21 protein-coding genes are annotated in these 21,631 nt (G+C 45.3%); 10 read left to right on the forward strand and 11 right to left on the reverse strand.

Features of this window, described 5'->3' with window-relative positions; genetic code table 11:
• Positions 1 to 54: 54 nt before the first annotated feature.
• Positions 55 to 1,287, forward strand: a complete 1,233-nt coding sequence (locus tag SporoP37_RS08765) for a dicarboxylate/amino acid:cation symporter (protein WP_081243289.1) — start codon at positions 55 to 57, stop codon at positions 1,285 to 1,287.
• A 37-nt stretch (positions 1,288 to 1,324) separates the two neighbouring features.
• Here the strand turns inward: SporoP37_RS08765 and SporoP37_RS08770 are convergent, their stop codons facing one another.
• From SporoP37_RS08770 to kynU, 4 genes are all read right to left on the reverse strand, one after another.
• Positions 1,325 to 2,965: an S-layer homology domain-containing protein gene (locus SporoP37_RS08770; protein ID WP_158233558.1), complete on the reverse strand. Its 1,641-nt coding sequence runs from the start codon at positions 2,963 to 2,965 to the stop codon at positions 1,325 to 1,327.
• Between the two features lie 65 nt (positions 2,966 to 3,030).
• The gene (gene kynA / locus SporoP37_RS08775; RefSeq protein ID WP_085430748.1) at positions 3,031 to 3,849 is read right to left on the reverse strand and encodes a tryptophan 2,3-dioxygenase; all 819 of its coding nucleotides are present in this window, start codon (positions 3,847 to 3,849) and stop codon (positions 3,031 to 3,033) included.
• A complete protein-coding gene (kynB, locus tag SporoP37_RS08780) occupies positions 3,846 to 4,478 on the reverse strand; it encodes an arylformamidase (protein ID WP_081243292.1) in 633 nt (210 codons plus the stop codon). The genes kynA and kynB overlap by 4 nt, the downstream gene beginning before the upstream one ends.
• Positions 4,475 to 5,746, reverse strand: a complete 1,272-nt coding sequence (kynU, locus tag SporoP37_RS08785) for a kynureninase (RefSeq protein ID WP_085430749.1) — start codon at positions 5,744 to 5,746, stop codon at positions 4,475 to 4,477. The genes kynB and kynU overlap by 4 nt, the downstream gene beginning before the upstream one ends.
• Positions 5,747 to 5,866: 120 nt before the next feature.
• On the opposite strand from kynU, the gene SporoP37_RS08790 reads away from it, so the two are divergent.
• Complete coding sequence (locus SporoP37_RS08790; RefSeq protein ID WP_081243294.1) at positions 5,867 to 6,181, forward strand: MGMT family protein; 315 nt, start codon at positions 5,867 to 5,869, stop codon at positions 6,179 to 6,181.
• Between the two features lie 52 nt (positions 6,182 to 6,233).
• On the opposite strand, the gene SporoP37_RS08795 is transcribed toward SporoP37_RS08790, so the two are convergent.
• The 3 genes from SporoP37_RS08795 to SporoP37_RS08805 are packed head-to-tail and all read right to left on the reverse strand — an operon-like array spanning position 6,234 to position 8,492.
• Positions 6,234 to 6,968, reverse strand: a complete 735-nt coding sequence (locus tag SporoP37_RS08795) for an amino acid ABC transporter ATP-binding protein (RefSeq protein ID WP_085430750.1) — start codon at positions 6,966 to 6,968, stop codon at positions 6,234 to 6,236.
• A complete protein-coding gene (locus tag SporoP37_RS08800; protein WP_081243296.1) occupies positions 6,965 to 7,681 on the reverse strand; it encodes an amino acid ABC transporter permease in 717 nt (238 codons plus the stop codon). Before SporoP37_RS08800 ends, SporoP37_RS08795 begins: the two co-directional genes overlap by 4 nt.
• Positions 7,671 to 8,492: an amino acid ABC transporter substrate-binding protein gene (locus tag SporoP37_RS08805; protein WP_085430751.1), complete on the reverse strand. Its 822-nt coding sequence runs from the start codon at positions 8,490 to 8,492 to the stop codon at positions 7,671 to 7,673. Before SporoP37_RS08805 ends, SporoP37_RS08800 begins: the two co-directional genes overlap by 11 nt.
• A 235-nt stretch (positions 8,493 to 8,727) precedes the next feature.
• On the opposite strand from SporoP37_RS08805, the gene SporoP37_RS08810 reads away from it, so the two are divergent.
• Entirely contained in the window at positions 8,728 to 10,239 is a 1,512-nt protein-coding gene (locus SporoP37_RS08810; RefSeq protein WP_085430752.1) for an APC family permease, read from the forward strand.
• Between the two features lie 105 nt (positions 10,240 to 10,344).
• Here the strand turns inward: SporoP37_RS08810 and SporoP37_RS08815 are convergent, their stop codons facing one another.
• Entirely contained in the window at positions 10,345 to 11,790 is a 1,446-nt protein-coding gene (locus SporoP37_RS08815) for a DASS family sodium-coupled anion symporter (protein WP_369821973.1), read from the reverse strand.
• 526 nt (positions 11,791 to 12,316) lie between these two features.
• Here SporoP37_RS08815 and nhaC point away from each other — a divergent pair.
• Positions 12,317 to 13,696, forward strand: coding sequence for a Na+/H+ antiporter NhaC (gene nhaC, locus SporoP37_RS08820; RefSeq protein WP_081243300.1), 1,380 nt, complete (start codon positions 12,317 to 12,319; stop codon positions 13,694 to 13,696).
• A gap of 6 nt (positions 13,697 to 13,702) precedes the next feature.
• On the opposite strand, the gene SporoP37_RS08825 is transcribed toward nhaC, so the two are convergent.
• Positions 13,703 to 14,653: a hypothetical protein gene (locus SporoP37_RS08825; protein ID WP_085430753.1), complete on the reverse strand. Its 951-nt coding sequence runs from the start codon at positions 14,651 to 14,653 to the stop codon at positions 13,703 to 13,705.
• A 120-nt stretch (positions 14,654 to 14,773) separates the two neighbouring features.
• Here SporoP37_RS08825 and SporoP37_RS08830 point away from each other — a divergent pair, with 120 nt between their 5' ends.
• The 6 genes from SporoP37_RS08830 (at position 14,774) to guaC (ending at position 19,539) form a co-directional block, all read left to right on the forward strand.
• Entirely contained in the window at positions 14,774 to 15,385 is a 612-nt protein-coding gene (locus SporoP37_RS08830; RefSeq protein ID WP_081243302.1) for a DUF421 domain-containing protein, read from the forward strand.
• A 408-nt stretch (positions 15,386 to 15,793) separates the two neighbouring features.
• On the forward strand, positions 15,794 to 16,390 hold the full coding sequence (locus SporoP37_RS08835; protein ID WP_081243303.1) for an N-acetyltransferase: 597 nt from the start codon (positions 15,794 to 15,796) through the stop codon (positions 16,388 to 16,390).
• A 201-nt stretch (positions 16,391 to 16,591) separates the two neighbouring features.
• Complete coding sequence (locus tag SporoP37_RS08840) at positions 16,592 to 16,819, forward strand: PLDc N-terminal domain-containing protein (RefSeq protein ID WP_099662697.1); 228 nt, start codon at positions 16,592 to 16,594, stop codon at positions 16,817 to 16,819.
• A complete protein-coding gene (locus SporoP37_RS08845) occupies positions 16,803 to 17,699 on the forward strand; it encodes an ABC transporter ATP-binding protein (protein WP_085430754.1) in 897 nt (298 codons plus the stop codon). Before SporoP37_RS08840 ends, SporoP37_RS08845 begins: the two co-directional genes overlap by 17 nt.
• Complete coding sequence (locus SporoP37_RS08850; protein WP_085430755.1) at positions 17,696 to 18,460, forward strand: ABC transporter permease subunit; 765 nt, start codon at positions 17,696 to 17,698, stop codon at positions 18,458 to 18,460. Before SporoP37_RS08845 ends, SporoP37_RS08850 begins: the two co-directional genes overlap by 4 nt.
• 95 nt (positions 18,461 to 18,555) lie before the next feature.
• A complete protein-coding gene (guaC, locus tag SporoP37_RS08855; RefSeq protein ID WP_085430756.1) occupies positions 18,556 to 19,539 on the forward strand; it encodes a GMP reductase in 984 nt (327 codons plus the stop codon).
• 152 nt (positions 19,540 to 19,691) lie between these two features.
• Here guaC and SporoP37_RS08860 read toward each other — a convergent pair whose 3' ends face one another.
• Both SporoP37_RS08860 and SporoP37_RS08865 read right to left on the reverse strand, forming a co-directional pair.
• Positions 19,692 to 20,465, reverse strand: a complete 774-nt coding sequence (locus tag SporoP37_RS08860) for a YibE/F family protein (RefSeq protein ID WP_081243307.1) — start codon at positions 20,463 to 20,465, stop codon at positions 19,692 to 19,694.
• Complete coding sequence (locus tag SporoP37_RS08865) at positions 20,462 to 21,595, reverse strand: YibE/F family protein (RefSeq protein WP_369922160.1); 1,134 nt, start codon at positions 21,593 to 21,595, stop codon at positions 20,462 to 20,464. Before SporoP37_RS08865 ends, SporoP37_RS08860 begins: the two co-directional genes overlap by 4 nt.
• Positions 21,596 to 21,631: the final 36 nt, after the last annotated feature.

Genomic DNA, 21,631 nt, shown 5'->3' on the forward strand with positions numbered 1-21,631 from the left:
TAATAGCGCTGCATCACGATATCCTGCTGATATAATCAGAAAATTAACGGGAGAGTGGACCCTATTTGGAATAAATATAAGAGCACGCCGTTTGTTGCTAAAATCACGATTGGATTTATTGCCGGAACGTTACTCGGCATCTTCTTTAATGAGTATACTGCTTTCCTTAAGCCATTCGGCACATTATTACTAAATTTACTAAGCCTGGTCGCCATCCCTGTCATTTTCTTGACTGTCGTTTTGGCGGTTAACCAAATGAATCTGGCTCAGCTCGGAAAAATGGGGGGCAAATTACTTCTGTATTATGCCGCAACAACTGCCGCAGCCGTATTGATAGGCCTTTCATTGGCACTGTGGCTGAAACCAGGGAGACATTTAACACTGCCGACGGACGCAGTCGTGGAACCTCCCCATGCACCGGGATTTTCGGAAATCTTATTGCAGATTGTGCCTAAGAATATATTTGAAGCTTTTACAGCCGGTGATTTGATGGCAATTTTATTCGTTGCAGTTATTATCGGCATGGCCATTTCTTCAATGAAATTCTCTAAAGAAACTAAACTTGTGGAGATGGGAAATTTACTTGACCGTTTCTTCAACGCATTGAATACAATGTTTTATAAAATTTTGGATGGTGTATTGTTGTATGCACCAATCGGTATTTTCGCAATCAGTGCGACTGCTTTCGGTGAGCAGGGATGGGACACATTCCTCGGATTGCTGTCATTCGTGGGGGTATTCTATCTGGGGGTATTGATACTTTGGCTGTTCGTGTACAGCGGTTTCCTGAAACTGTTTGGCAATCCCGTCCTGCCTTTCTATCGCAATACGAAAGATGCCTACACTACGGCCTTTTTCACTTCCAGCAGTATTGCCACTCTGCCGATCGCGATTGAATCTGCCAAAAAAGCGGGTGTCTCTGAGAATACAGCGAACTTCGCTTTACCGCTCGGTGCGGTCTTCAATTCTGACGGCGGTGCTCTGCGGATGGGTATTTCACTGGTTTTCGCCGCAAACATCACAAACCTGAATCTTTCCGCGGCCGATTTCATCGTCATCATTGCGATCGGGACATTACTCTCTATCGGTACGGCGGGTGTTCCTGCGGCAGGGCTGGTTACATTATCCGCCGTGCTGACAATGTTCGGCCTTCCGCTCGAGATTGTGGCATTGATTGCAGGAGTGGATGCATTAATCGGGATGGCAGGTACGGCTTCTAATGTGATGGGAGATATCGTCGGGGCCGCTGTCGTAGATAAAAAACATCCAAGAAAAAAATTTGCATAACAAAAAGCCAAACTCCGGAGTTTGGCTTTTTTATTTATTATTGAGCAATGGCCTGCATGGAGTGAACAATCATCTTTGCAGCATGTGCACGCGTTGTCGGAGAGTTTGGCATAAACTTGCCTTGGTCGCCTGCTGCAATGTTCATCTGGTAAAGACCTGCAATAGCCCACTGTGTATCTTTCGAAAACTTCTTAATATCTGTAAACGGCGCCTCAGCTGTCGGCGTAAATGGTTTTCCGGTTGCTGCCTCATACGAGCGGCTCAGCACCAGCGCCAATTGTGCTCGTGTAATTGGTTTGTTCGGCATGAAATGACCGTTTACACCGCTCACTAAGCCGTGATCATATGCCGCTTGAATGTCTTTCTTTGTACTGTCCGCATAATCTGCGAGATCATTAAACGACCATTTTGTACTTTTAGGTTTTAAATCCAAGGCACGAACAATGATTGATGTGGCTTGTGCACGTGTTAATGATTTGTCCGGACGGAAAGTGCCGTCTGCGTATCCGCTGACGATTCCTTTCATCGCGGCGGCTTCAATAACTTCTTTTGCCCAGTGATCATGAATATCTGTAAACAGTTCTGCCGGTTCAGCAGGCACTGCGTTAAGCGTATATGACGCATTCAAATGCTGCATACTTTTTTTGCCGTTCTGATCAACGGCTTGTATAGAAAACTGATACTCCTTATTCGGCTGGAGATCTGTTATTTCATACGTTAATACAGGTCCCATGACTTCGCCGACCATTTTATCTCCGCTGTATACTCGATACGTCGTGATCATCCCTGTGTCAATTACAGGCTGCCAATTCAATTCCACCGTTGCAGCATCCTTCTCTGTTACAGTAAGAGCATCTTTCGCAAACCATGGATAATTCTCCACTAAAGATTTATGGAACAGATCAGCGACCACTTGATAGCCGGCCTCACTTAAGTGGATGTTTTTGGGATTAGGAATATATACTTGCGGATTTTCTGCAATTTGCTTTGCCGTCTCTACAAAAACCGCTGAAGTTCCTGTCAATCCTTTTTTGATCGTATCATTCAGTGTCAGCACGAGCTGATTTACCAGCGGCTGATGCTGGGGCTTTACATATGGAAACGGATTATAGTACCCCATGACATATACTTTTACGTCGGGATTCAATGCATAGATTTTCGCCAAAATCTTCTGCGTGTTCATCCCCGTTTTCATCATGCTTGCCTGCAGTTCCTGCGGATTGAATTGCGGTGCGCCGCTGTCGTCAAACGTAATGTTTGGCAAGACATCATTCGCCCCGATAGTTAAGGTAATAAGATCAGCTTCTTTTACCGATTGATGAAGAGTGGCCATTTCATCTTGATGACCTATACCGACTACAGGCTTCGTGACGTTCTCCTCGAAATCTTTCAGTATGTTATCTGTTTTATAGCCCGGGTACGAGAATCCTTTATTGCTCGTTTGAAGTACTTCCTGTTCAGCCAGTTGTTCCGCTAAAAAGTCTGTATAGCTTTTACCCAGTCCATTCGTAGGCGTAGTTCCAGCCGCCAGCGAGTCCCCAAGTGCTAAATAATTAATGGGAGAAATCCACGTTGGTGCTTTTTCCGGTTCCGCTGCTGCGGGCTGCAATGGCGTTACTGCAAGCTGCAGGACTAAAGCAAATGCCATCACTGCATAACCAATCAGTTTTTTCGTCATCATACATGCCACCCTTCTTTTCTGATTATTGTAAATTTAATCATAAACTCCAGCTTGCTAGTCTGTCAAATTTTAGTACGCACATCCCATAGCTCGGGGAAGAAGCGGTGATCAAGCACAGATTTCAAATAATGCACACCCGAAGACCCGCCTGTTCCCTGCTTGAAACCAATAATTCTTTCCACAGTTTTCATATGTCTGAAACGCCACTGCTGATGGCTGTCTTCGATATCCACCAATTTTTCAGCCAGCTGGTACAGATCCCAGTACCCGTCGACATCACGGTAGACTTCCAGCCAGGCTGCCGCCACACTTGGATCACCTGCATACGCAGTGGAAAAGTCGCGTGCAAGAACCTTTGGATTAATCGTGAAACCCGCGCGCTGGAGCGCCCGAATCGAAACGTCATAGATTCCGGGCGCCTTGTATGCTTTCGCCAATCGGGCTGACAATTCTGGTTCCTTTTCGTATATCTGAATGATCTGCGGCTGTTTATAACCTAAAGCAAATTCTATCAAACGGTTCTGATAGGACTGAAAACCAGATGCCCGGCCAAGACTGTCGCGGAATTCCATATACTCAGCAGGCGTCAGTGTAGCCAGAACATCCCATGCCTGGATAATCTGTGATTGAACTTTCGATACACGCGCCAGCATTTTGAATGCTTCCGGTAATTCATCTTGCTGTATTAATTCGATCGCAGTCTCCAGCTCATGCAAAATCAGTTTCATCCATAGTTCGCTTACCTGATGAATAATAATAAACAGCATTTCATCGTGGTGGCCGGATAAACGCCTCTGGCTCGATAATATGCTATCTAAATGCAGATATTCACCATATGTCATCGACTCCCGGAAATCCGTATGAATGCCCTTCTCTTTCATGACTCCCACCTCCTGACGACAGCCCGTACAGGACTGCCATCCGCTTCTTCCAGCGCTAAAGGTAATGCGATCAGCTCATACAATCCGGACTCCAGCGAATGCAGAACCAAATTCTCGATAATCATCACTCCGTTGCGATACAGGGAATGATGTCCGGGCAGTTCTTTACTGTCCTCCGCATCCACAGAAGGTGTATCCACGCCAATCAGCCGAACGCCGCGCTCTTTCAATAACGGACCTACATCCTCTCCGATTACTGTGAACTGTTCAGGGAACTGAGAAGGTGCCGGATGACTGCCTGTTTTCAATAAAATTCTTTCAGCACCGCCAAAATCGACTGCCTCTAAGTCCGCTCTCATCACACGCTCCACGCCTGTTACATCCACTAGGCATGCTTTGCCGATATATAGCTCTACCGGCAATTCCAAAATCTTGAGTCCTTCGTCATCATAATGAAATGGTGCATCGGTGTGCGTACCAATATGCGTACTCATCGTTAATTTGCCAATATTGACTGAGCCCGATTGTTTTTTCGAGATAGCCACTTCATACGAAAACGGCGTATCCCCCGGCCACTCGGCAATGTGCTGATTCAATGGCTGCGTTATATCCATCCAGTCATTCGTCATGCGACCACCCCGCGTTCATTTGGAAATTGCATATACAACTCTTCTTGCATGATCATCCTGAGAATTTCTGCCGCCCGCCATACATCTTCAAACGAATTGTACAGTGCGACCGGCGCCAGCCGAATACCGTCGGGTGCGCGGAAGTCGGGAATGACTCCATGGGCTTTAAGCGCTTTACAAATCCTTGCTGCTTCTTTATGCTGCAATAACAGATGCCCGCCTCGGGTCGAATCTGTCGGGCTTCCGATCGAAAATGAGAATTCATTGAGCACTTCATCCATACATGTCAGCATAAAGCCCGTCAGCGCGTAAGACTTCTCCCGGATTTTCTCCATCCCGATTTCCTCGAACATTTCCAATGAACCGACGAGCGGAGCCAGGCTCAATATATGCGGTGTTCCGATCTGATATGCCCCTGCATCTGCAGCCGCCGTCATCGTGTGATCCATATCAAACTGCTTCGCTTTGTCCGAACCAAACCACCCCGCAAGACCTGCGTCCGTTCCGAAATGACGTTCATTGATAAACAGACCGCCGACCGACCCCGGGCCTCCGTTTAAATGTTTATACGTACACCAAAAAGCAAAGTCTGTCCCCCAGTCATGAAGTGCATGGGGTATAGAGCCGATGGAATGGGATAAGTCGAAACCTATTGGAATTCCTTTCTCTCTCGCAGCAATCGTAAGCGCTTCCATATCAAGTATCTGGCCGCTGCGATAGAGTACAGACGACAGCACGATAAGCGCAATATCCTCTGACATTGCTTCCATAATCCGCTCTTCGTCAAGTGTCAGCCCGTCTTCACTTTCCACACGAATCAATTGTTCGTCAGGATCAAGACCTTGCAGTCGGATCTGACTTTGCAGCGCGTAAATATCGGACGGAAAATTCAATTCATCTGCCAGTATTTTTGTACGGTTCCCTGCCGGACGGTAAAAAGTAGAAACGAGCTGATGCAAATTTGTTGTCGTAGATCCCGTTGCGATAACCTCAGACACGTTCCCTCCGACTAACGGCGCCATTCGTGCACCCAGTTGTTCCGCCATGTAAAACCATGGATGTTCCCCTTCAGTCCAGCCGTCGACTCCAAGTGTTTTCCATGAATTCAGCAGTTCAATTACTGTTTGTTCCGCGCGCTTTGACAGCAAACCGAGTGAATTCCCGTCCATATACATTTTCTCTTCGGGCAAATAAAATTCCTCCCGGTATGATGCCAGCAGATCCTGCTGATCAAGTGTTTTCGCATACTCAAGTGTATTGGAGCACATATACATTCCCCTTTCTGTCTGTATGTAAATAATACCATATAGGTATATAATTTGAACTTGACCATCGTGTGACTTCAAATATATTCTGTGCTACGCTTTAGTAAAAGGAGGAGTTTTACTTTGGAAACATTCACTGAACGTGCTGTGGCAATCATCCAGCAAATCCCTCCCGGTTATGTCATGACCTATGGGCAAGTGGCAGCGGAAGCAGGAAATCCGCGCGGTGCGAGACAAGTTGTCCGTGTGCTGCACTCCATGAGCGCCAAATATAATTTGCCGTGGCACCGTATCATCAATGCACAAGGCGGCATCTCCACTCCTGAAAATGCAGAAGAGAAAGGAAACACACAGCGGGAAAGGCTGCTGGCGGAAGGCGTTCAATTCAACGCAAACGGCCGCATTGCACTCGACATCTATCGCTGGCACCCTGAATAAACGGCAAAAAACGCTTGGCTTATTGGATGCCAAGCGTTTTTCAAATTCGTATTTACTGCAATAAACTCAAAAACTTTTTAGTTCGTTCATGCTGTGGATTGGTGAAAATTTGCGCAGGTGCTCCTCGTTCGATGATGACACCGTCATCAATAAAAATCACTTCATCCGCCACTTCCCGCGCAAACTTCATTTCATGCGTTACAACTGCCATCGTCATGCCTTCTTGCGCCAAATCTTTCATGACACGCAGCACTTCGTTAACAAGTTCAGGATCAAGGGCCGATGTCGGTTCATCAAACAGCATGACTTTCGGGTCCATCGCAAGTGCACGGGCAATTGCCACACGCTGTTGCTGACCGCCGGAAAGCTGGAATGGATACTTATCCTTGTGAGCGGCCAGCCCGACTTTCTCCAGCAGCTTCTCTGCTTTCTTTAATGCTTCTTTATGCGATACTCCTTTGACTGTTGTCAGCCCTTCCGTCACATTGCCCGCGGCAGTGAGATGCGGGAACAAATTATAACTCTGAAATACCATCCCGGTCAGTCTGCGAAATGCGCCAATCGCTTTCTTGGAGACAGGTGAGCTGAAGTCCAGTTCTTGACCGTCTATCGATATCACACCGCCGTCAGGTGTTTCCAGTACGTTCAGACAGCGCAGCAAAGTGGATTTACCCGAACCGGAAGGACCAATGATGACAACCACTTTTCCCTGTTCGATTTCCAGGTCCACACTCTTAATTACCTCTAGTGATCCAAACGATTTTTTAAGTCCGCGTATCGAAATCATGATAACCCTCCCGACTTACCGACAAAACGATCCAGGCGTTTTTCGATTCTGCCCTGGATAATCGATAAGATGAAACAAATGACCCAATAAACTAAAGCAGCTGTTATATAGACGAATAAATACTCATAGTTCATCGAGGCAATTTCCTGCGCACGCCTGAACGCCTCCGCCACCAAAATCGTTGCTGCCAAAGATGTATCTTTGACTAATCCGATGAAGGAGTTTGAAAGCGGCGGCACAGATACCCGTGCAGCCTGCGGTAAAACGACTCTCCTCAATGCCTGGGAATAGTTCATGCCGATAGAATAAGCCGCCTCCCACTGTCCTTTCGGAATGGATAGAATCGCTGCACGAATGATCTCAGAAGCATAGGCCCCGACATTTAATGAAAATCCTATGATAGCTGACGGGAACGGGTCCAGGGTAATACCGATTGTCGGCAAACCATAGAATATGATGAATAATTGGACAAGCAGCGGTGTCCCGCGAATGATGGATACATACACACGCGCTGCGGCCTGCAAAAATTTATTGGAAGAAATTCTCGCCAGGGCAGTAAAGATCGCAATGATCAGCCCTATAATAAATGAAATGACCGCCAGAGGAATCGTATACTTGATGGCCCCTTCCATCAATGGCCCGATGGATGTTGATGCGATTTCCAGGAATCTCTGAATCCGTTCGGGACTTATCGCAATTGTATTAAGATACATCTTCGCCGAACCATTTTTCGGAGATCTTCTTCAATGTGCCGTCTTCACGCATCGCATCCAACGCTTTATTTACTTCTTCCACTAAATCTTCGTTGCCTTGTCTGAATAAAAATGCACTTTCGGATTGATTTTCTTCAGAGAGTTCTTCCTCTTCCACAATTTTAATCGGTGCATCCGGTTTCTGCTTCAAATAATCGAGTGCAGAAAGCTTATCATTATAAGTGCCGTCCACCCGCTTAGAAATAACGAGGTCAACGCCTTGATTAAATCCGTCAATTTTAATGATTTCAGCTCCGTTTTCTTTTGCGAGCTCACCATAGTTACTAGTCAATGTCTGTGCAGCTTTCTTGCCTTCCATGCCGTCAAAAGCAATGTCATCGTCAGCACGGATTACCAACACAGAGTTTGAACGCGTATATGGCTCAGAGAATTCATATTTCGCTTCACGCTCTTCGTTAATGCCGACCTGATTCGCAATCATATCAAAACGTTTTGAATCAAGCCCTGCAAAAATTGCATCCCATTGCGTTTCAAAAAACTTCGCTTCCAACCCCAGACGCTTCGCCACTTCTTGTGTGACCTCCACGTCATATCCTGTCAGCTTTCCTGATTCGTCGTGAAAAGAGAAAGGTGCATACGTTCCTTCTGTTCCTACATTAAGTACACCGTTTGCGAGTACTTCTTCTAACAGACCATCCTTCTCGGCCGGTTTTTCGGTGGAGTTGTCGTTCTTACTTTCTTCTTTACCGCCACATGCAGCCAATGCAGCAGCTAATAATACAATGATCAATGGCAGAAGTACCTTCTTCATTTCTAAAACCCCACTATTCTTATAAGTATTTGTGAATAGAATCATAAAAGATTGAGCAGACTCTGTCAACATGTAAAACTTGCGTTATGCTTTATTATACTATACAGAATTTACAGACGGAATGAAAAGCTTTCGATTTGAATAGATCCGCGTCTTGTCCCCTCAGTTTTATACGTTTAATTTAATAAAAAGAGGGCATACATTCGCTATACTAATAACTTAGGGGTTGGATCATATGGATCAAGAATCGGATAATGCACGAAGGAAACTCAGTAAAACGTTAAAACCATCATGGGTGTTTGCCATTGCTCTGGGCTCTTCAGTTGGCTGGGGAGCGTTCATACTGCCGGGCGATTGGATACAGAGTTCGGGGCCTCTCGGCGCGGTCATCGGCTTAGGGATAGGGGCTCTGATTATGATGATCATCGCTTCCAGCTACGGCGTGATGATCAAAAAATTTCCCGTCTCAGGAGGCGGATTTACATACGCATTCGTCGCGGCAGGTAAGATGTGGGCATTTATATGCGGATGGTTTTTATCGCTAGGCTATATTTCGATCGTCGCACTGAATGCATCCGCACTGACTTTATTATTGAAATTTTTAGCGCCAGGCTTTATGAAAAAAGGGTTTCTGTACACCGTCGCCGGCTGGGATGTATACATGCCTGAAGTCATCATTGCCAGTCTAATCATTCTACTGTTCGCCTTTATCAATACGACTGGAACGAGTATCTCAGGGCAAATTCAATTTTATTTCAGCGTCTTGCTGGTTACCGGCGTTATCGTGCTCGGTATCTTTACATTCAGTGCAGCCGATCAGCCGCTGGTAAATTTGCAGCCGTTATTTAAAGGGAATCAGTCAATTATTACTTCTATACTTGTAGTGTTGGCAATTGCACCCTGGGCATACGTTGGATTTGATAATGTTCCGCAGGCTGCAGAGGAATTCAACTTTTCTCCGCGAAAAGCAACGATGCTGATCGTGGCTTCTTTATTCACTTCATTCCTTATCTACGCCATCATGATTGGACTGACGAGCTGGACATTCCCTTCATTTGCAGACATCGGCAACGGTGAATTATGGGCTACTGGCGAAGTTGTCCGTTCAGCTTTAGGAATCGGCGGGCTGGCCGTCATGGCAGTGGCTATTGTTATGGGAATCTTCACAGGGTTAAATGGCTTTTTCATGTCATCAAGCCGTCTGTTATTTTCTATGGCGCGCGCACGTGCATTGCCTAATTTCTTCCGCGCAATGACGGAGAATCAGACGCCAAAATGGGGGATCTGGTTCGTGGCCATTATCACATTGCCGACGCCATGGTTCGGCAGGCAGGCCCTGACATGGATTGTTGATATGTCTTCAACAGGTGTATCCGTAGCTTACTTCTTCACTTGCCTGGCAGCGTATAAAGTACTGGCCTGGGGCAAAGAAAAAGCTGGCCGTGAGATTGCACCGCTGAAAAAGCTTTTGGCTTTGCTTGGCATAGCGGCAAGCGGGGTGTTTCTGGCACTGCTGCTTGTACCAAACTCCCCCGCAGCATTGACCACACCTTCTTACATTCTGTTGTTCAGCTGGGCATTCGTGGGCGTAATTTTCTATACAGTCATCCGCAAACGGTATAACAGTCTGACGCAGGAAGAAACCGAGTATTATGTGTTAGGTAAAACTATTGAATCTGAAGTAACAGAGTCAGCTGCTGATACAGAGGCTGATCACCTGCCTATTCCCGGGGCTACCCGACCGTAGGAAAATAAAAGAACCGCCGCCCGGAAATCCCACTTCCGGCGGCGGTTCTTTCTTTATCAGCGGTATAGTCACTGCATCTATTGCAGCTTCCTCTTTAGTTTACACTTACAGAAGTCCGATCCATTTCCAGTATGTCGCACTGAATAACAGAATCAGCAAGTATCCGATAATTGTCAGCGGCACTCCTGTCTTCAAGAAATCCTTTACGGTGAAAGCACCGGTTCCATATGCCAGCATGTTTTGCGGGGCGCTGACCGGCAATAAAAATCCGAAACTGATAACAAATTGCTGAATCAGGACAAATCCGACTTCATTGACATCAAGCGAAATCGTGGTGGCCAGTGCAATAAATATCGGAATCAGTGCAGATGACAGACTCGTCGCACTGGCAAATCCCAGATGGATCAGGATGTTAAAGAGTGAGAGTAAAGCAATTGTTGCAAGAAGCGGCATAGTATTCAAGCCCATCGCGCCGAATACTTTATCTGACAGCCACTGCGCACCTGTCGTATCAAGCAAAATAGTTCCTAATGAAATACCTACCGCAAAGACAAGGATTGTACCCCATGGAATCATTTGCTGAACGGTTTTCCAATCGAATACACCAATTTTAGGTGTCAGAAGAATCGCTATGGCCACAATTGTAACGGTCGTAGTGTCAAAGGGATGCAACTTCTCTTCTGTCGCCCACAGGAACAGCAAAGCAACTGCGACCACAATGAGACGGAGTTCAGATGCTTTTATTTTCCCCAATTCCTGCAACTGCTTCTGGATTAATTCCTTACCGCCTTCAACTACTTTTGTTTCGGGTTTAATGACTGCTTTCATAACGAAAAAGAGAACGATTGACATCAGGATGGACCACGGAGCAGCATACAAAAACCATGAACTCCAGGCAACTGATACGCCGAATTCTTTCTCAATAAAACCGAGGGCGACCATGTTTTGTGCTGCACCCGTTTTAATTCCGACGTTCCAAATAGAAACTGACTGAACAGCGGTGATAACGAGCAATGCACCCAGCCGGCTGTTTGTCGGCAGGCCGAATGCTGCAACCATTCCGAGCAGGATCGGCACAACGGCGCCGGCACGTGCGGTAGCACTCGGCACGAAGAATGCCAGGACAATCGACACGACAATGGCGCCAAAAATAATGGCACTTGTCTTGACGCCGACTTTCGATAAAATATACAGTGCCAGCCGTTTATGCAGATTGGTCGTCTGCATGGCGGTTGCCAGAAATAATGCTGCTGCCACAAGCGCGACAGCCGGGCTGGAGAATCCGGCCAATGCCATTCGTAATGCATTTTTCGTACCCAGCATTTCTGACGTGTTCTCCATATTTGGCGCAAGTCCGAGTAACAGTGCGGCCAGTCCGAGGATCATAGCGGCACTTACTGGGTACGGTACAGCTTCGGTTACCCAGAGGATGACTGCAAATGCCAGGATTGCCAAAGCCCGCTGTCCGACGACCGGTAAGTCTGCCGGGTTAGGAAGCAGCACAATCGTTATAAGTACAGCGAATGCCAGGATAATCCATAACCCTTTCAAATTGCGTTTCTGCTGCTCTGGCTGCGGAGCTGCTTCTGCTGTTGTCGTCACAAGCTCTCATTCCTTTCTATATATAGCTACCACTTATTATTACCCTAACTGCATTACGAATAACTTCTTACGTTGAATCTGCCGAGTAAAACTAATGACTTTTTTACTGCTGCGATGCACCACACACCACTTCAGGCCCATCCGATTGCAAAAAGTCAGTTGCAGAAAGTATTGCACTTGCGGCGTCTTACTTTGCCCATTATTTCGTTTTATATTCTTCCGGACGATTTTGCACCTTGACATAAACTGAATATTGTCATGACGTTTACAAGTAATCAGCCGATTCGTCTATTGACTTATCAGCCTGACGTGATAAAATTCGAATCGGTAACTCCATATATAAATTTCTATAAAATACATAATGAAGCATCATCTCTATGCTTTCATTCGCAGCAGAAAAGAAACAGAGCGAAGAACTCCTTCGTCCTTTAAGGGGATGACAGGAGTTTTTCTACATTTACAGGAGGTCATTAGCATGTTTCCTATTAAGGCGATCCATACCCCGACAGTTAAGGCGTCTGTTATTCTGACAGTGCTTATAGTGGCAATGATCAGTGTCAGCATCGTCAAATTTGATTCTGTTCCGCATGTGCCGATTTTATTCGCTATTTTGTTGTTGTTTGGTTATGGTTTATGGAAGAGAATCTCGTATAAGGATTTAGAGAGAGGACTGGTTGACGGGGCAAGTGCCGGCATGAGCGCAGTGTTTCTGTTCTTCTTCATCGGCGTGCTCGTCAGCAGCTGGATGATGGGCGGGACGATTCCTACATTGATTTACGGCGGCCTTCAGATCATAACTCCGGCCTACTTTTATGCGATTGTATTCATCGTCACAGCAATTATCGGCCTATCAGTCGGCAGTTCTCTGACAACGGTCGCTACAATCGGTGTTGCGTTCATCAGCATGGCTTCCATACTGGAACTTTCGCTTCCTATTGCGGCTGGCGCAATCGTATCGGGTGCATTTTTTGGCGACAAGATGTCTCCCCTTTCGGATACGACGAACATGGCGTCTTCTATTGTCGGCGTAGATTTATTTGAACATATTCGCAATATGGGCTGGACGACCTTTCCCGCATTCCTGATCTCACTTCTCTTATTTGGCGTATTGTCCCCTGACGTTACATCGGGAGACTTTGCGACGATTGAGAAATATAGCGAGGCGCTGCTGGGTACGAATTTGATTCATTGGTATACGCTCATTCCCGTGGCTGTGCTTATTATATTAACTTTCGTTAAAGTACCGGCCATTTTGACATTAGCTGTCAGCGCGCTGTCGGCCATTATCATCGCCTACATTCACACGTTTTATGGCGTGTCCGAAGTGTTAGCTATTTTATTCAGCGGCTACGAAGGTTCGACAGGCGTGGAAGTTGTGGATGCGTTACTGTCACGCAGCGACGGTATGGAAGGTATGATGTTCACAATTTCACTTGTCTTGCTTGCACTCAGTATGGGCGGCATGCTATTCACGTTAGGAATTGTGCAGTGCCTGCTCGCAAAAATTGAGAGTGCACTGCGGAAAGTTTCTTCAGTCATTTTGACTTCCGCACTCACCGCAATCGGCATCAACGTATTGATTGGCGAGCAGTATTTATCCATTCTATTGACCGGACAGGCGTTTCAGTCAAGCTATGAAAAAGTCGGCCTGGCCAATAAAAACTTAAGCCGGGTAATGGAAGACGCGGGCACCGTGATCAACCCCCTCGTACCGTGGAGTGTGGCGGGGATTTTCATCACTTCTGTACTCGACGTCCCGACAATTGCGTATTTGCCGTTTGCATTCTTTTGTTTATTGAGCCCGATTCTGACGGTATTGTTCGGGTATTTAGGAAAGACTCTGACACGGATTTAAATAGTGTCAGGACATAATAATATCTTCCTGCTGCTGATCAAGCCGCCGGATTTCCTCTTTGGAAGCGGCACGCTTTCTTTCAAGCTGGTCCTGTATACGACGGACATCTTGCATGACGGCGTGCAGCTTCTTTTTTGCGTCCGTAATACGTGTGTGGACCATCCAATCAGAAAAAATATTATCAAAAAACACATCGGTAAATGTAAAGATATCGTTTTTATTTATCTGGAATGATTCCGTTGCGGCATCCTGAACGTCCATGAGTTCTGTCTCATAATGGCGCAAAGCACGCTGCGCTTGATGGACGAGGTCATCAGAACTGTTAATTTCCGAGTATTTCAGTGCTGAAACAAACAGTCCGCCGCCGAGAAACGTATCCCACATTGACATCCCCTCTGCTGAATCCAGTTTTTTCATAGCGCCTGCCAATGCATGTTCAGCCTTTTTTCCGGCTTCTAATGCTTCATCAATTTCACGCAGCATCGAATACACACGCACACGGTCATCCGCTATTTTCTGCAGTGTCTGATTGGACACCGAGTCATTCAAGCGAATCCACCCTTCTTTTTCTTTAAGGAAATCTTCCCAATCCTCGTGAATGTGCGTATAGCTGGGATCCTTCAGTTGCTTTCGCAGCTGATCCGCTTCCCTTTCCAAATCAATCACATGCTTTTCAGCCTCATTAAACTTCAGCTCCGCTTCTGCTGCTTCTTCAATCTCCTTTAACATTTTTTCATCCCAAGTTCCCTTCCATTCGCTGATCATCTTCGCAAATGAAAACTTGCCGAGCTTCACAACATCTTGCTGCTCTTTCGTTAATTGGCGATGAAGCCGATCGCGCTCCTGTTTCATCGCCGTCAGTCTGTGGCTTGTTTGTTCCAGACGTTTCTTCAAACGGCGCTGTTTTACACGCTTTTCTTGTAAACTATGTTGTCGTTCCAGAATATCTTGGCGCATGTCTCCTCACTCCTTTTGTTCATTTACGATAATCCTTTGACTAAGGATTCATTATTTTCATACATAATACATACAGTTCGCTCCATGCTATATGAAAATGCATGGAAGGACGTGACTACTATGGATTATGATTCGATCTGGAAAGTGGTGCTTATTATCGTAGCAGGTATTGTCCTTTTACATATTTCAGGACGTAAATCTATTTCACAGATGACGGTCGGTCAGACAGTGCTGATGATTGCTGTAGGAACATTGCTCATTCAGCCGATAGCCAATAAAAACCTATGGGAGACACTGCTGCTTGCTTTAATTTTAGTGCTGACACTTTTCGTATTTGAAGTGCTGGCGTTAAAGTGGAACTTTTTTGAAGGCTTATTGCGGGGAAGGTCAAAAGTAGTAATTGAAAGCGGTGTTTTAAAAGTCAATACTATGAAAAAGTTGCGCTTAACTGTAGATGAATTGGAGATGCACTTACGGCAAAACGGCATTGAACGAATAGACGATGTCAAATGGGCCACTATCGAAATGAGCGGACAACTGGGATATATATTGGCCGACCGTAAGCAATATGCGACAAAAGAAGACGTCGAACGGCTTCAGCTGACATTACAGGAAATGAGCAAACAGCTAGGACTTGACGTATCGTTTGAATCTCCCCCTTCCATTACGAAACAATCCACTCTTTTTACTGAAATTGAACATCCCGTGCCTGCGCCCCCTTCTTTAGAATAAAAGTTTAAGAAACGGGTCAACAGGGGAAGTTAATACTAACAACTCTAAAACCGGGAGGAAGAAAAACATATGATTAGATTTATAAAAACATTAATAAAATGGGGAACAGTGTTATATCCTGTCATAAAAACCATTATGAATGAAAAGAAGAAAAAACAAGCATATTCAACCGTTAAGTCACGCAGATAGTGACTCCTGAAAAGCAGCCGGCGAATATTTATCCGCCGGCCGCTTCACTCATCGTAATAAAAAAATTAAATTTATTTTATAATATGGGTTTATTTTTCTGTGGAAAAGAGTATACTGGGTTATGAGGATTTTTTTCTGACCTCTTTTTTCCTCAGTCAGTTTGATCCCCAAACAAAAAGCTCCGGGTACAATCATTACCTATGGAGGAGAATGTAACACATGCATTGGTACAACAAATTGAAAGAGTATTTTCCAATCGAAGAGATGAAGTCACGAGAACATATGGAGACATTATTAACTGATAAAGGCAATGTCTACTACAAGGAAGAAGGACCGAAGCACGTTTTGATGTACGTGGAAACGGATGATTTTGTTTTCGTAGACTATCTTTTCGTATCTTCAGCAGCACGCGGTGAAGGATTAGGAAAAAAACTGCTGGATTCGTTGAAAACCAAAAACAAACCGATCCTACTGGAAGTTGAACCAGTTGATGAATCGGAACCGGATACTGAAAAACGATTGAAATTCTATGCGCGAGAAGAGTTCTCGCATGCACAGAAAATCGGCTATAACCGCCGTTCATTAGCAACTGGAGAACAAACAATCCTCGAAATTCTATACTGGGCACCCCCGCAGTCTTCAAAAGCGGATGAACAAGAAGTATTCAACGCGATGAAAACAACCTACGAAGAAATTCACACCTACAAAGACCAAGATTTCTATGGAGATTCATATGATCCAACTGAAAAAGTTCTGCAATACCAAGCAGAACCAAAACAGAATATCTTAGAACCATTCACAAAAGTGAGTGTCTGACAGGATGCCGGTCTTTTATAGGCCGGCTTTTTTGCTGTTATTTTTTCATGCCCCGCCACATGTAATAAAAAATATTTTTTTGCCGATTGCATACATAACCCATTCCCCATACACTTATCATAGTACGAAATGAGTGAATACATTCCAACGCCAGCATGTGTTCATTCAATGAAATCAACCTTTTGAATTGGAGGACAGCACATGAATTCAGATATGGAGTTACTGATCGAATACTTGCCGTTTTTAATTCCGCTCATCATTTTGCAAGTCGGACTGGCAATCTTCTCAGCGGTACACGTTATTCGCCATCCGCAGTACCGGTTCGGCAATCAAGTGATGTGGCTGTTACTTGTCTTATTGATTCAATTTATCGGTCCATTAATCTATTTTGTTTTTGGGAGAGGGGATCACAATGGTCGTTCAAATTAATGGTCTCACGAAACGTTTCGTAGATCACGAAGTGCTGCGGGATATTCATCTTGATATTCCTGAGCACTCAGTCTTTGGTTTTGTAGGAGCGAACGGTGCAGGCAAGACGACGCTGATGAAATGTATGCTCGGATTAATCCCATTGAATGCAGGAACCATCACAATTGCAGGGGAGCCCGTGATATTCGGCGAAACCAAATCCAATCGCCATGTTGGTTATTTGCCGGACGTGCCGGAGTTTTATCCTTTTTACAGCGCATCGCAATATTTAGAACTATGTGCGGTGATTACCGGTATACCGAAAGACGAAAAACAAACACGTATTCGTGAACTATTGCAGCTGGTAGGTCTGGAGGGCACCAATTCACCGATCAGCACGTACTCCAGAGGGATGAAACAGCGCTTGGGCATCGCGCAGGCTTTATTAAATCGTCCCAAATTGCTTATTTGTGATGAGCCTACTTCCGCTCTGGATCCCGCGGGACGCGCGCAAATTCTCTCCATACTGCAACAGGCAAAGGCAGAAACGACAGTCTTTTTCTCCACGCATATCGTATCGGATGCCGAACAAATTTGTGATCACGTGGCCATGCTGCATGAAGGGCGTATTATTTTCCAGGATGAACTCGCCAATCTGAAACAGCAAAACGAAGGCCGGTTCCTTTTTACATTTACCATCCCCGCAGCGGAAGCAATGGAACGTCTTCAGCATCTGCCTTTTGAAATGACTGTCACAGATGGCCGGCTGGCGGTGAACTTGCCCGACGACAATGCCCGTCTGCTGTTCATGCAGAAACTGACTGCACAGCAAATTCTCATACAGTCGATGCAGCCTCAAACCCGTTTACTCGAGCAGCTCGTTCTGGAGGTGCTCACATGAGACAGTGGATCGGTTTTCTTAAAAAGGAATGGGTTGAAAGCGTGAAAACGTATAAGCTTTTGCTCGTGACCGTCGTATTTTCCATTCTTGGTGTCCTGAATCCTTTTACCGCGAAAATTACTCCGGTCATGATGGAAAAGCTCATGCCTGAAGGGACAGTGGTCGATTTACCTGATCCGACCGCCCTTGACTCGTGGCTGCAGTTCTATAAAAACGTACCGCAAATGGGATTGATTGTGTTTGTTTTACTGTTCAGTACGATGATGTCGAAGGAACTGGAAAAAGGAACGTTAGTCATTTTGCTGACGAAAGGTTTACACCGCAGCACCGTAATTACGGCAAAGTTCTTCATGGCACTTTGTTATTGGACATGGGCCATCGCACTTTCATTCAGCATCACTTATGCGTATACCGCTTATTACTGGGATCAAAGCCAGCTGCATCATCTGCTGTTTGCGGCCAGCTGCCTCTATGTATTCGGCATATTCATACTTGCAGTGACATTATGGGGAAATACGCTGTTTGCCGCTTCGTACGGCGGAACCCTCGTTGCATTAATTGCGGTCATTTCATTATTCATCGCAGCGATATTTCCGGCATCTTCATCTTGGAATCCGCTGGAACTATTGAAGGCCTCTCCACATTTGCTGACTGGCGAGCTTACGCCCATTGAATTATGGGTTCCTTATACTTTAACAATACTTACTGCGATTTCATTGGTTCTGCTGACTGCATCCTATTTCAAACGAAAATTGATTTGAAAGCGTTGACAATGGATAAAAAATCATGTAAATTACAAAAGCACGAACGTTATAATATATTTAAATGAAAACATTCGCTTATAGAGGTGATACTAATGGAAACAGTATTTGACTACGAAGATATACAGCTAGTCCCGGCAAAATGTGTGGTGGAGAGCCGCTCCGAATGTGATACATCCGTTATGTTAGGCGGTCATACGTTCCGTTTACCTGTCGTCCCTGCTAATATGCAGACGATTATCGATGAAAAAATTGCGATTCAATTAGCAGAAGAAGGCTATTTCTATATAATGCACCGGTTTAACCCGGAAACACGCACAGACTTTATCAAAGATATGCATGCTCGCGGCTTGATTGCTTCTATCAGTGTCGGCGTTAAAGAAGAGGAATATGGATTCATCGAACAGCTTGCTATTGATGCATTGGTTCCTGAATTCATTACGATCGACATTGCGCATGGACATTCCAATCAAGTCATTCGGATGATTGAGCATATTAAAAAGCACCTGCCGATGAGCTTTGTGATCGCCGGCAATGTCGGTACACCAGAAGCTGTGCGAGAATTGGAAAATGCCGGAGCCGACGCAACAAAGGTTGGCATCGGTCCAGGTAAAGTTTGTATTACGAAAATCAAAACAGGGTTCGGCACAGGCGGCTGGCAGCTGGCAGCTGTGCGTTTATGTGCAAAAGCCGCTTCCAAACCGATTATTGCCGACGGCGGAATCCGTACGCATGGCGACATCGCAAAATCAGTGCGTTTCGGCGCAAGCATGGTGATGGTCGGCTCGTTATTTGCTGGTCATGAGGAGTCTCCCGGACAGACTGTAGAGCAGGACGGCCGGTTGTTTAAAGAATACTTCGGTTCTGCGTCTGAGTTCCAAAAGGGAGAAAAGAAAAACGTAGAAGGCAAGAAAATGTTCGTAGAATACAAAGGCCCGTTAAAAGATACATTAATTGAAATGGAGCAGGATCTGCAGTCCGCCATTTCCTACTCAGGGGGCAAAACATTGCAGTCTATCCGTAATGTGGATTATGTTATCGTAAAGAATTCAATTTTCAATGGAGATAAAGTGTTTTAACTGCACATAGCCGGCCAGAGATGCATCTCTGGCCGGCTTTTCATTACGGATGCAGCTATGGCTATTTGTAGAGTAACAGGCGTATGACGTGTAATCCCACAACGTCTGAAGTTGCCCGAAAAAAAGAGAGGCAGATTTATGCCCCTCCCGCGTTACATCTTCTTCATTTTCTCTCTCGTTCGCACTAAAAAATATGCGCTGATCCAGGAAGCGATCGGAATCACCAAGGCAATTCCCATCCCTGCACAGAGTATCAAAATCATTTCGGAGCTGAATATTTTCGAATTCACGATATCGCCAATGGAGTATTTAAGATCCTTAAACCAGATGAGCAGTGCAAGGTAGCCCCCGAAAAATGCAAAGAACAATGTATTCGTATCAGTTCCTAAAATATCCCGGCCGATTCCGACACCCGATGCAAACAACTCTCTTTTAGTTAGAGCCGGGGAGCGCTTAAAGATTTCATGCATCGAAGAAGCGATGGAAATAGCCACATCCATGATGGCCCCAATCGTACTCATGATAATGACGGACGCGCCAATTTTTACAAAGTCCACGCCGATATACAGAGATAACCCTGCAATCGCCTCTTCCTCCTCTTCACCGAACCCTTGAATCATCAGCTTTTGCGAAACAATTACGATGAAGAATAACAGAATGCTAATAGTAATCATCGTCGAAATGAAAGCAATCATGGTTTTACTGTTTACTTCATTGATATAAAACAAACTGATGCAGCCAATAACTATGCTCGCAATAAATGTGATCAGAATTGGATTGGCGTTTGCATCCAGCATGAAAAACATTGTGAAGAAGACCACGCCAAAATTTAAAAACAATGAAAAGAATGACCTGGCCCCGCTTTTACCTCCAACCCACACCATCAAAACGAGTAAAATGACCGCGAGCCACACTAATACATTCATACTCTCGCCCTCTTTCGCTCAATAAAGAAGATTGCGGTGTACAGACCGATTGGAATGGTCAGAACAATTCCGATGCCGCCGGCCAAAGCGCGGGCTAATTCAAGCGACAGATTCATCGAAAGCGTAAACCCGACCGGTGATGCATTTTTCAAGTATAAAATCAGCATCGGAATCGAACCGCTGATGTAGGCGAAGAACAGAATGCTCGTGATCGTGCCCATAATATCCTTGCCAATGTCTATTCCAGAAGCCCTTAGATCTTTGACAGAGATTGAACGGTCTCTTTCATACAGCGCGAACATGGACGACGACATTGTAATCGCCACATCCATAATAGCGCCCAATGAACCGATAAACAGCCCTGCCATGAAAATTGTATGATAAGGCCTGGTCAAAAACTGCATTTCTTCATAACGCAAGCCATTTCCCGAAGTTATCCATATCACAATGGCCGTAATGGACAAAGAGGCCGCTGTCGCAATCAGCGTGGCTGCAATTGCCGCATATGTTTTTTCAGTACGGCCGCTGACCAATATGAGCGAAATGGCAGTGAATAACACAATACAGATGCCACAGACTACTAACAAACTGACATCATAATATTTCACATAAATGTCCAAAGCAAATGACAGCAAGAGGACATTGATGATAAAACTGACAATCGCCAGCAGCCCCTGCTTATGCCCTACGATCAGTAAGGTAAAAATAAAGATCCAGGCTACGACGACTACATACTTGTCACGTTTTACATCCGTAATGCTTCCTGCAAGCTTACCTTCTGCAGCTGAGTCAATGGAAACGAACAACTCATTCCCTGCATGGTATTGCTGGTCATATGCCCCTGAAAATGAATACTGATTAGTTAAATGGATTTCTTGATTCTTTTGGTTGCCATTTTTCATCACAGCTATAATTTGCTGGGTAAACAGCTTGTCTTTATTGCCGTGCATATCTGTGACGTCAGATGACTCCACTACTTTTGTGTTGATCACTTCAGCAATGGGGCGATCATAAAACGAATGGTTGTTGCTGACAAACAGAAGTGATGAGATAAAACAAAGTGTCAGGACGGAAATCATGACCCACCTAACAGCTGTCATGTTTCTAGTTAGTTGAATAAGTATTTTCAAGCGAAATCCTCCCAGCACACTTTGGCATCATACATA

The organism is Sporosarcina sp. P37 (genome assembly GCF_002109365.1).
Lineage (GTDB): Bacteria > Bacillota > Bacilli > Bacillales_A > Planococcaceae > Sporosarcina.